Source organism: Caballeronia choica (assembly GCF_001544535.1).
GTDB classification, from domain to species: Bacteria; Pseudomonadota; Gammaproteobacteria; order Burkholderiales; family Burkholderiaceae; genus Caballeronia; species Caballeronia choica.
In genome coordinates, this window is the sequence record NZ_FCON02000001.1 from 245,704 (window position 1) to 256,248 (window position 10,545).

The following is a 10,545-nucleotide window of genomic DNA, read 5'->3' on the forward strand; positions in this document are numbered from 1 at the left end:
GATGATTTGTTGGCGGTGATCGAAGTATCGGGAGCATTGAAAAACGCCCGGACGGTGAGGTCCGGGCGCGGGAGGCCATGCGCGCGATTCAGAATCGGGATCAGCGCAGCGGCCGCGAGGCCGCGTCGCCCGCATCCTGCCGGCGCGTGCCGCGACGCGTGCGTGCCGACACTGTCGCGCCGAACTCGCTCAGTATCTGCGAACGGGCGCGGCTTGCGAACACGAGAAAGCCGAAGCCGTTCGCCTCGTACCAGTAGCCGCCGTTTTCCAGCCCGTCGAGCGGCTGTTCGAGCGCATTGGTGATCGACTCGATGCAGCGCCGGTGCAGTTCCTCGGTGGCGGGATAGGGCGGCTGCGCGCCGCGCACGCTGCACAGAAGAACGTCGAGACCGGGCAGCACGTGCGCGTACAGCACCGGCTCGTCCTGCGCGCGGGCACGTGCGATCTTCGTGTCGAGCTGACCGAACGGCTTGAAATGCCGAAGGACGGCGAGAAACGACTCGTCTCCGTCGGCCTTCACGCGCTTACGCTTTTTCGGGAAGGACATAAAAATTCGCCTGAAAAAGAATTGCAAGAAACGCAGCGTCCTCATGCGGCCACTCCCGTCTTGCGCGCCGCTCGTCGATCTTTTATAGCACATCGAAGTGGTCGGTTCACGGCGATTCGGGAAGGGCGCTGCACGTCGCCGGCGACACGTATCGCCGGAGATGCACCCACGCGCACGAATCATGCCGAAGACCTGCGGCGGCTCGCTTGGCACCAGTCTCAATAATAGTCCCGCAATTTCGCGCGCGACGAAAAATCTCGAAGAAAAAAGATGTTTCGCGTACCAATGTGTGTAGCGATCACGAAAAAAGCCCGCGCCGGGCGCGGGTTCGGACGCTCTTCGCGGCGTGAAAGGGCGCGTCAGACGCGCGGCGAATTCTTCAGCGAGTCGCGGATTTCGCGCAGCAACAGCACGTCTTCGGGCGTGGCGGCGGGCGCCGTCTGGGATGGCTTGTGCAGATTGTTGATGAACTTGACCATCAGGAAAATGATGAACGCGAGGATGATGAAGTTGATCAGCACCGTGATGAACGCGCCATAGCCGAACACGGCGATGCCTGCTGTCTGCAGGTCCTTGTAGGAGTCGGGATTGCCCTTGAAGGTCGCTGGCACGTGCCCGAGGCGGATAAAGAGATTCGAGAAGTCGAGCCCGCCCGTCGCGAGTCCGACGACCGGCATGATCAGATCCTTGACGATGGAGTTCACGATGGTCGAGAACGCGCCCCCGATGATCACACCGATGGCGAGGTCCATGACGTTGCCCTTCAGGGCGAAGTTCTTGAATTCCTGAATCATGCTCATGCGCGGCTTCCTCCAGTAAAAGTTCGCGAAAAGGGCAGCAAGGGATGTGCCAATCGGGAACGGGCGCCGTTCTTGCTCGCTTGTCGCCCGCTCTTTGCCCGCTCGTCGGATGCTTGGAGCAGGGCAATGATAGCCAATCGATCCGCCCGGCGCGCGGAGTTTTTCCGCGTTGGCCGGACGGACAAGACTACTTTTCCGGCGCCGCCACCACGATGCGCCCCTTCGCGATCGCGCCGACGAACGCGGCGTGGTCATCGACCGTCCGCGTGCCGTAGCGCTCCGCCCATCCGGCATAGGCCGCATCGAGCTTGTCGGAACTGCCGCAATAGCCGGCGATGAGCGCGGCGTCGCCGGTGCGCGCGTGGGCGCGCGCGAGCAGGAGGCCGAGACACCACGCGTAGAAATCGAAGGTCGCGCCGTGCAGCCAGTCGACCGGGATCGAGCCGCGCATCTGCTTCATCTGGCGCACGTAGAAGTCGCGGCCCGAGATCGTCGTCCAGCCAAGCAGCGCATCCGACGAACTCTGCAGCAGCCGCTGTCCGTGCACGACGCGGCGCCCCTGGTGGCGAAACGGCTCGTCGAGCGGCGGCACGAAGGGCGCCGCCGCCGGCACGATGCCTTCCTTCACCTGCATGAAAAGCGGGTCGCCGAGCGCGCGGCCGAGCATCAGCACGAGATACGCACGCGTGCCGACGCTTCCCACGCCGACCACCCGATGCGCCACATCGGCGATGTCGTAGCGATCGAGCATCATGCGCCACTCGCCCTCGATGGTTTGCAGATAAGCCTTGAACCCGTCGATCACGTCATTGCGCTCGGCGGCATCGATCTTCGTCAGGATCGGCGGATCTTCCTTGAAGCGCCAACTGTTGCCTGCACGCTCGGCGACTTTCTCGAGCATCGTCGCGTGGGAGCGTTTCATCGCGCTCTCGACCGTCTTTTCGATCGTCGCCTTGTCGGCCGCGTTCAGATGCGTGGACGTGTCGATGTGGAGCGCGTCGTACGCGCGAATCTGCCAGAGGTCGTAGGCGTTCACTTGCGCGAGTTCCGCCATCGTCGTGCGATATGCGGCCGACGCCGAGCGTACCGCTCTGTCGCGGCCGTCCGCATCGACGCCGTTTTCGCGCGCCGCGACGTTGATGCTCGCCGTGAGCCGCTTGAGGTCCCACTCCCACGGCGCGACGAGGGTCTCGTCGAAATCGTTGAGATCGAACACGACGTCCTGGCGCGGCGTGCGGAAGAGGCCGAAGTTGCTCACGTGCGCGTCGCCGTCGATCATCACGGTGTGGCCGATCGATGGCGTCTTCGCGAGGTCCGAGGCCATCACGTTCGCGGCGCCGCGCAGGAACGCGAACGGCGACGCCGCCATGCGCGCCATGCGCAGCGGGACCAGCCGCTCCTGGCGGCCGGCGTTGCTGGCAAGCACTTGCTCGACAGGATCGGGCCGGTCCGGCGCGGGCTGCCAGGCGGCGTGGGTGTCGAAGGGGACGGCGTCGCGCAGGGCGCGGCCGGTTGCGTGGCTTGCTGCGGCAGTGCCGCCGGTTGAAATCGTGCTTTGCGACGAGTCTTTCGTCGACACAGGCTGCGTGGACAAGCGCATTCTCCTGGTGGGGGCGGATCGTTGCGGTGAACGCTGCACGACGTGTGCGTCGGCGCGCCTACAGGTAGGTTTTACACCGGCAGCGGCTGGCGAGGAAGCCAGGCGCTCGTGAAGCGATGTCATATCTCTCGACGCCGGAACAATCGCGGCGCGAGCGTGCCGGCGCGCATTGCCGACGCACCAGCACGGCGCGTATCGGCGCGCTACGTGCACCACGGCCACACGCATCGAACCATGCTCGGGCATACAACGTGCTTGACAGCACCGGCTCAGGGTACGCCCGCGATGTGCACGCCACCGCGTACCCATACACCCGTTCCTGCCGTCGCACTTCGTGAAAGGCGCGGCGCATCACCGACACCGAGAACCATCACCCCATGCCGAACGATATCCGCATTGCCGAAGGCTCGCCGTTTCCCCTCGGCGCAACCTGGGACGGCGAAGGCGTCAACTTCGCGCTGTTTTCCGCGAACGGGACGAAGGTCGAACTGTGCCTGTTCGATGAATCAGGCGAGAAGGAACTGGAACGCATCGAACTGCCGGAATACACCGACGAAGTCTGGCACGTCTACGTGTTTGGCCTGAAACCGGGCACGGTCTACGGCTACCGCGTGCATGGCCCGTACGAACCGGAAGCGGGCCACCGCTTCAATCCGAACAAGCTGCTGCTCGATCCTTACGCGAAGGCGCATGTCGGCGAGTTGAAGTGGGACCCGGCCGTATTCGGCTACACGCTCGACGCCGACGGCGACGACCTCACCTTCGACGAACGCGACAGCGCGCCTTTCATGCAGAAGTGCCAGGTCGTCGACCAGAGCTTCACCTGGACGCACGCGACGCGCGCACGCGTGCCGTGGGACCACACAATCTTCTACGAAACCCACGTGCGCGGCTACACGAAGCGCCATCCGGCCGTGCCGGAGCACATGCGCGGCACGTTCGAGGGACTCGGACAGAAGGAAGTCATCGAACATATCAAGAGCCTTGGCGTGACCTCCGTCGAACTGATGCCGATCCACGCGTTCGTCAACGATAGCCATCTCACCGACCGTGGCCTTACCAACTACTGGGGCTACAACACGATCGGCTTCTTCGCCGCCGATCCGCGCTTCTTCGCGCGGGGCCCGGGCGTGGTCGCCGAGTTCAAGGAGATGATCGACCGGATGCACGAAGCCGGGCTCGAAGTGATCCTCGACGTGGTCTACAACCACACGGCCGAAGGCAACGAGCGCGGGCCGACGCTGTCGTTTCGCGGCATCGACAATGCGTCGTACTACCGGCTGATGCCCGACGAGAACCGCTACTACATCAACGATACCGGCACGGGCAACACGCTGAACCTCTCACATCCGCGCGTGCTGCAGATGGTCACCGACAGCCTGCGCTACTGGGTGACGGAGATGAACGTCGACGGCTTCCGCTTCGACTTGGCGACGATCCTCGGCCGCGAGCCGTACGGCTTCGACGAAGGCGGTGGCTTCCTCGACAGTTGCCGCCAGGACCCGATCCTGTCGAGCGTGAAGCTGATCGCGGAGCCGTGGGATTGCGGCCCGGGCGGCTATCAGGTCGGCGGCTTTCCCCCCGGCTGGGCCGAGTGGAACGACAAGTACCGCGACACCGTGCGCTCGTTTTGGAAAGGCGACGATGGCGTCGCCGCCGAACTCGCGACACGCATCACCGGTTCGGGGGACAAGTTCAACCATCGCGGCCGCCGTCCGTGGGCGAGCGTGAACTTCATCACCGCGCACGACGGCTTCACGCTAAACGACCTGGTCTCGTACAACGACAAGCACAACGAGGCGAATGGCGAGGACAACAACGACGGCCACTCGGACAACAAGTCGTGGAACTGCGGTGCCGAGGGCCCGACCGACGACCCCGAGATCCGCACGCTGCGCGAGCGCCAGAAGCGCAACATGCTCGCGACGCTGTTGTTTTCGCAGGGTACGCCGATGGTTCTCGCGGGCGACGAGTTCGGCCGCACGCAGCAAGGGAACAACAACGCGTATTGCCAGGACGACGACATCAGTTGGGTCGACTGGGAGGGCATCGACGACGACGGCCGCGCGCTGAACGAGTTCGTGCGCAAGCTGACGACGCTGCGTCATACGTTGCCGGTACTGCGTCGCGGACGCTTCCTGACGGGCGAATACCACGAGGACTTGCAGGTTGCCGACGTGAAGTGGCTGAGCCCTTCAGGCGATGAACTTACGGCCGAGCAATGGGACGATCCCTCGATGCGCTGCTTCGGCCTCGTCATCGACGGTCGCGCGCAGGCGACGGGCATTCGACGCCCGGCATCGGATGCGACGTTGCTGCTGGTCGTGAATGCGCATCACGATGTGGTCGATTTCACGCTGCCGGATATTCCTGGCAGCGATCAGTGGAGTTGTCTCATCGACACGAATGCGCCGATCCGCGAGGAACTGGAGGACTTCGATTCGGGCGCGGTGTATCAGGTGACGGGGCGCTCGCTGTTGCTGTTCGCGTTGCACGCGAGGGGCGCGACGCGGCGGATCTTCAAGCGGCTCGAAGAAGCGTTGACGGATGAAGTGCAAGGGGAAGGGGAGTGATTGCTGGGGGTGGGGTGGGGTGGGGGTGGGGTGGGGTGTGGTGTACACCGTTTGATGCGCTTGTGCTCCTATGGAACTTGTATTCTTTGTGGTTTATTAGCTCTGCCCCTGTCCGGGGCGGGACTCACTTTCTTTGCTGCTGCAAAGAAAGTAAGCAAAGAAAGCAGCTTCCCACCGCCAGCCCTAACCCGTGTTCACTCGCGCTTGAAACGGAGTGGTTCAACCGGGGGAGTGTCGTTAGCGGGGTTTCATCGTTGTTGGCGTGTAGAAGAGGCGCGCGCGTCGCACCGCCATACGGAGTGGATCAGCAGTCATACATCCGTCCTGGCACTTCGTGCCCGACGACAGGTCTGCTAGCGATGGTGATTGGAAGCATGCGGCAAGCATGAACATAGAATGTAGAATTAGTGATGGGTTTTAGTTTTGCCTGACGGGTAAGCGCGTAGCGCGAGGCCGGATGAATGACTGCTGGTCCACTTCGTCTTGCGGTGCGACGCCCGTGCCGGTCCTAGGTGCCAACAACGCTAAAATCCCGCTGACGACACTCCCCCGGTTGGACCACTCCGACATAACGGGCTAGCGATGCATGGCAAGGATTGGCGTTGTGAAGCTGCTTTCTTTGCTTACTTTCTTTGCAGCAGCAAAGAAAGTGAGTCCCGCCCCGGACAGGGGCAGAGCTAATAAACCGCAAAGAAAACAAGTTCCATAGAAGCCCAAGCGCATCAAACGGTGTAAACCACGCCACGCCACACCACAATGGAACCATTCCGAACGCAAACCCTCTCACCCGACACACTCCCGACAACGAGGGACAACACCATGAATCGACACGTCTCGATCGCGCTGGCATCGGCCGCGCTCCTCGGCATGGCGACAACGACCGCACACGCGCAGCAGAACCCCGCTCCCCCCGTCGATCCAAGCTTCTCGGCATACTCCCTCGCGCAGCAATGCGCCCAAAAATCCGACAACGCCGCGCAAGGCCAATGCGTCGGCGCGGTGCGCGGCATCGTGCGCGGCTATCAATACGGCGTGCTGTTTCTCGGCCAGCGCGCCGCGCTGCCCGCCAACGAAACGCAGCGCGTGTCGCTGTGCCTGAACGACATCCGGGTGTCGACGATCGTCGACGAATTCCTCTCCGACGCGAAGCAGGTCAAGGACGACGACCTCAAGCGCACGCCCGCCGAAGTCGCGGTGCTGGGCTCGGTGCATTCGCATCACGCGTGCATGTAACGCCCACGCCCAGACGACCCGTTTCACTGCATCTCCGGCGCCACCGTATTGCCGGCCGCCGCCCCCGGCACGCTGACCACCGCGGACGACGGCTCCTCCACATGCCGCTGCGCGAGGCGCGCGCAGTCGCCCATCGGCAGGCGCTTCACCACAATCCACGCGACGATCATCGCGATCAGGCCGAAGATCGCGCTGCCCACCGCCTGCCCGACGAGCACGCCGATCGGCCCGTGACGAATGCCGACGGCGACGAACGGCACCGTGCCGAGCGTCGTGCGTCCCCAGTTGAAGAGGGTCGAGAGGAGCGGCCGGTCCAGGTTGTTGAAGGTCGCGTTCGCCACGAACAGGCAGCCGACGAACGCATAGCTCGCGACGAGCCACGAGCAGAATGTCGAGATGATCTCGGCCGTGACGCCGTGCGCCGAGAACGCGCGGATCAGCCCGTGCTGCGCGAACGCGAGCACGAGCCATGCGAGCGCGACCGTCGCCAGCACGAAGCCGAGGCTGTTGAGGATCGTCTCGCGGATGCGGTCCGCGCGGCCCGCGCCCAGGTTCTGCGCCACGATAGGCCCGACCGCGCCGGTCAGCGCATAGATCAGCGCGAAGGCGACGGGCGTGATGCGGTCGATGGTCGCCTGCCCCGCGATCGCCGCCGACCCGAAGCGCGCCATCGCATGCGTGACGTAGGCGCTGGCGACCGGCGTCGCGAGGTTGGTGAGCACGGCGGGCAGCGCCACCTTCAGCACGGGCCTGACGTCATCCCACGTGCGCCGCACCTGAAGGCGGCCGAGCAGGTGATTCACGCGGCTCACGCCATACAGCCCGACGAACGCGAGCGCGATCCGCGCGATCACGTTCGATATCGCGGCACCCGTCAGGCCGAGATGCAAGCCGAAGATCAGCAACGGGTCGAGGATCGCGGTGACGATCGCGGCGGTCAGCGTGACCGTCATCGCGCGCCGCGCATCGCCGATCGAGCGCATCAGCGCGGCGGTGCACATGCCGATCGCGAGCAGCGGCAGGGTCGGCGCGGTGATGCGGAGAAAGAGGCGCGTGAGTACGCGCGTCTCGCCGGCGGCGCCAAGCGCATCGAGGATCGGTTCGAGGAAAGCCAGGGTCGCGGCCGTGAGCACGGCGGTCACGAGCACCATGAAGATGAGGCTCGCGGTCGCGACCTGCCGCGCCGTCGCGCGCTGCCCGGCGCCGACGAGGCGCGCGACCGTCGCGCTCACGCCGATCGACATGCCGATCGAAACGGCGACGTGGAAGAAGTTGATGGTGCCGGCAAAGCCGATCGCCGCCGCGACCGACGTATCGCCGAGCATCGACACATAGAACAGGTTCGCGAGATCGACCGCGAAGACGGCCATCAGGCCGATCGCGCCGGTGCCGGCCATGACGATCACATGACGCATCGTCGAACCCGTGACGAAGCGGGCCGCCGTGGACGGTGTGCGTGAGTTCATTGCGCTGCCATCGAATGAGCGATCCGCGCATCATGGCACGAACGGCCGTGCGATGCGTTCGCATCGCACGGCCGTCCCGGCTCAGACGCGGACCAGCAGTTTGCCGACATTGCGTCCATCGAAGAGACTGTTGAGCGCCGCCGGCAACTGCTCGAAGCCGTCGACGTAAGTCTCCTGATAGACCAGTTCGCCGCTCTTCACCCAGGGCGCGACGGTGGCGATCATCTCGTCCATCCGGTGCACGAAGTCGCGCGCGAGAATGCCCTGGATCGTTGCGCGCTGGAACAGCATGTGCTGCAGGAAACGCGGGCCGAGGTCGGGCGTATCGAGGCCGCCGTCATACTGCGCGATCGCCCCGCAGATGACGATGCGCGCGCGACGCTTGATGAGCGGAATCACCGCATCGGTCACGCGGCCGCCGACGTTGTCGAAATACACGTCGACGCCGCCGGTCGCCGCCTGGATCGCCTCGGACAGCGATTCGAGCGTGGCGTGCGCGCGATAGTCGACGGCGCCATCGAGCTTGAGCGTGTCGGTGAGGAAGCGGCACTTGTCCGGCCCGCCCGCGATGCCGACCACGCGGCACCCCGCGCGCTTGCCGAACTGCGCGACGAGCGAGCCGACCGCGCCCGCTGCACCCGACACGACGAGCGTGTCACCCGGACGCGGCCGCCCCGCCTCCATCAGCCCGAACCACGCGGTGCGCCCCGGCATGCCGAGCACGCCGAGCGCGGTGGAGACGGGCGCCATCGACGGATCGAGCTTCGTCACTTCGCTCTGATGGCAGCGCGCATAGAGCTGCCAGCCGCTGTAGGTGGAAACCCAGTCGCCTTCCTTGAAGAGCGGACTCGCCGACGCGACCACCTGCCCCACGACCCCCGCGCGCTGCACGATGCCGAGCGGATGCGGCACGTCGTACGTATTGCGCTCGTGCTGCTGGATGCGGATATACGGGTCCACGCTGATGATGCTTGCGCGCACGATCACTTCGTTGGCGGCCAGCGTGCCGTCGAGCGCCTGCTCGCGCAACGCGTAGTGCTCGGCGCCGACGCGGCCTTCAGGGCGCTTGACGTAGAACCACTGGCGATTGGGATAACTGTTTTGCATGACGGAGCACCGGCGAATTTTCGAGGCGGACAGTGTAGCAGTCGCGTGGATCGCCAACGAGCGTGCGCGAGCCTGCTCAAATAACTGCGCAAATACCCGCGACCTTGCTTTTCCTTCGCGGTTAAAGCCCGCCGCGTCATCTGTTTGTCTTAGAATCGCCGCTTGGTCCCTCTTGCGTCCGCTTTATGAACTCGACATCGGAAGACCGCTGGCGCGACTTGCGCCCGGACCCGGACAGCGATACCCCGCTCTACCTGCAGCTCGCCCGCAAGCTCGCCAACGCGATCCACGACAACCGCTGGAATGCGGGTGAAGCGCTGCCGTCCGAGCGCGTGTTGTCGGAGGCGCTCGGCGTGTCGCGGATCACGTCGAGGAAAGCGATCGCGCTGCTCGTCGAGCAGGGCCTGATCCGGCGCACGCAAGGCGCGGGCAGCTTCATCACGCCGCGCTATGAAGATCCGCTCTCGCGCCTGTCGAGCTTCAGCGAGATGTTGCGCCGGCGCGGCTTCACGCCGAGTTCCAAATGGCTCTCGCGCGTGATCGAACCTGCCAATCGCGATGAAGTGATCCAGCTTGGACTGTCGCCGGCGGCGGCGGTCACGCGTCTGCGGCGCCTGCGGCTCGCGGACAACATCGTGATGGCGGTCGAGAATTCGACCTTCCCCGCGTCGCTGATTCCCGACCCGCAAGCGGTCGGCGATTCGCTCTACAGCTTTCTCGACCAGCGCGGCCTGTCGATCGTGCGCGCGCTGCAGCATTTCCGCGCGGTGAATGCGAGCGATGAAATCGCGCAGCAGATGGGCATTGCGCCGCACGACGCGCTGCTGCTGATCACGCGGGTGGGCTACACGGCGGACCAGCGGGCGATCGAACTCACCGATACCTACTGCCGCAACGATTACTACGACTTTGTCGCGGAGCTTCGGAAGTAGACCGGCGCTGGCGCTTGGGGGGGTGGGGGCGGGGGTGTACACCGTTTGATGCGCTTGGGCTTCTATGGAACTTGTTTTCTTTGTGGTTTATTTGCTCTGCCCCTGTCCGGGGCGGGACTCACTTTCTTTGCTGCTGCAAAGAAAGTAAGCAAAGAAAGCAGCTTCTCAACGCCAATTCTTGCCAGTTGTCGCCAGACCGTTATGTCTGAGTGGTCCAACCGGGGGAGTGTCGTTAGCGGGGTTTCATCGTTGTTGGCATGTAGAAGAGGCACGGGCATCGCACCGCT

General features: G+C 64.4%; 9 protein-coding genes. 3 read left to right on the plus strand and 6 right to left on the minus strand.

The genetic code is table 11. From position 1 onward, the window contains the following. Positions 1–100 precede the first annotated feature (100 nt). The 3 genes from AWB68_RS01060 to AWB68_RS01070 form a co-directional block, all read right to left on the minus strand. A complete protein-coding gene (locus AWB68_RS01060; protein WP_087642494.1) occupies positions 101–592 on the minus strand; it encodes a hypothetical protein in 492 nt (163 codons plus the stop codon). 314 nt (positions 593–906) lie between these two features. Next, positions 907–1,347 carry a large conductance mechanosensitive channel protein MscL gene (gene mscL, locus AWB68_RS01065; protein WP_087642495.1) on the minus strand — a complete coding sequence of 147 codons (441 nt, stop codon included), beginning with the start codon at positions 1,345–1,347 and terminating at the stop codon, positions 907–909. A gap of 187 nt (positions 1,348–1,534) precedes the next feature. After that, positions 1,535–2,941, minus strand: coding sequence for a DUF2252 domain-containing protein (locus AWB68_RS01070; RefSeq protein ID WP_235028141.1), 1,407 nt, complete (start codon positions 2,939–2,941; stop codon positions 1,535–1,537). A gap of 383 nt (positions 2,942–3,324) precedes the next feature. Here AWB68_RS01070 and glgX point away from each other — a divergent pair, with 383 nt between their 5' ends. Both glgX and AWB68_RS01085 read left to right on the plus strand, forming a co-directional pair. Beyond that, positions 3,325–5,520 (plus strand): glycogen debranching protein GlgX, encoded by a 2,196-nt coding sequence (gene glgX / locus AWB68_RS01075; RefSeq protein ID WP_087642497.1) that lies wholly within the window; start codon positions 3,325–3,327, stop codon positions 5,518–5,520. An 819-nt stretch (positions 5,521–6,339) separates the two neighbouring features. Next, on the plus strand, positions 6,340–6,753 hold the full coding sequence (locus tag AWB68_RS01085) for a hypothetical protein (RefSeq protein WP_087642499.1): 414 nt from the start codon (positions 6,340–6,342) through the stop codon (positions 6,751–6,753). 23 nt (positions 6,754–6,776) lie between these two features. On the opposite strand, the gene AWB68_RS01090 is transcribed toward AWB68_RS01085, so the two are convergent. Together AWB68_RS01090 and AWB68_RS01095 are read right to left on the minus strand one after the other, a co-directional pair. Then, entirely contained in the window at positions 6,777–8,219 is a 1,443-nt protein-coding gene (locus tag AWB68_RS01090) for an MATE family efflux transporter (RefSeq protein WP_087642500.1), read from the minus strand. A gap of 81 nt (positions 8,220–8,300) precedes the next feature. Further along, entirely contained in the window at positions 8,301–9,326 is a 1,026-nt protein-coding gene (locus tag AWB68_RS01095) for an NADP-dependent oxidoreductase (RefSeq protein ID WP_087642501.1), read from the minus strand. Between the two features lie 185 nt (positions 9,327–9,511). On the opposite strand from AWB68_RS01095, the gene AWB68_RS01100 reads away from it, so the two are divergent. After that, positions 9,512–10,258 carry a GntR family transcriptional regulator gene (locus tag AWB68_RS01100; RefSeq protein WP_087642502.1) on the plus strand — a complete coding sequence of 249 codons (747 nt, stop codon included), beginning with the start codon at positions 9,512–9,514 and terminating at the stop codon, positions 10,256–10,258. Positions 10,259–10,320: 62 nt separating this feature from the next. Here the strand turns inward: AWB68_RS01100 and AWB68_RS49205 are convergent. Then, positions 10,321–10,545, minus strand: a 225-nt coding sequence (locus AWB68_RS49205; RefSeq protein ID WP_235028142.1) for a hypothetical protein, incomplete at its 5' end; no start/stop codon positions are given.

Coding starts and splice junctions, on each gene's coding strand:
- AWB68_RS01060 (WP_087642494.1), bottom strand. CDS start 592: ATGAGGACGCTGCGTTTCTTGCAATTCTTTTTCAGGCGAATTTTTATG.
- mscL (WP_087642495.1), bottom strand. CDS start 1,347: ATGAGCATGATTCAGGAATTCAAGAACTTCGCCCTGAAGGGCAACGTC.
- glgX (WP_087642497.1), top strand. CDS start 3,325: ATGCCGAACGATATCCGCATTGCCGAAGGCTCGCCGTTTCCCCTCGGC.
- AWB68_RS01085 (WP_087642499.1), top strand. CDS start 6,340: ATGAATCGACACGTCTCGATCGCGCTGGCATCGGCCGCGCTCCTCGGC.
- AWB68_RS01090 (WP_087642500.1), bottom strand. CDS start 8,219: ATGAACTCACGCACACCGTCCACGGCGGCCCGCTTCGTCACGGGTTCG.
- AWB68_RS01095 (WP_087642501.1), bottom strand. CDS start 9,326: ATGCAAAACAGTTATCCCAATCGCCAGTGGTTCTACGTCAAGCGCCCT.
- AWB68_RS01100 (WP_087642502.1), top strand. CDS start 9,512: ATGAACTCGACATCGGAAGACCGCTGGCGCGACTTGCGCCCGGACCCG.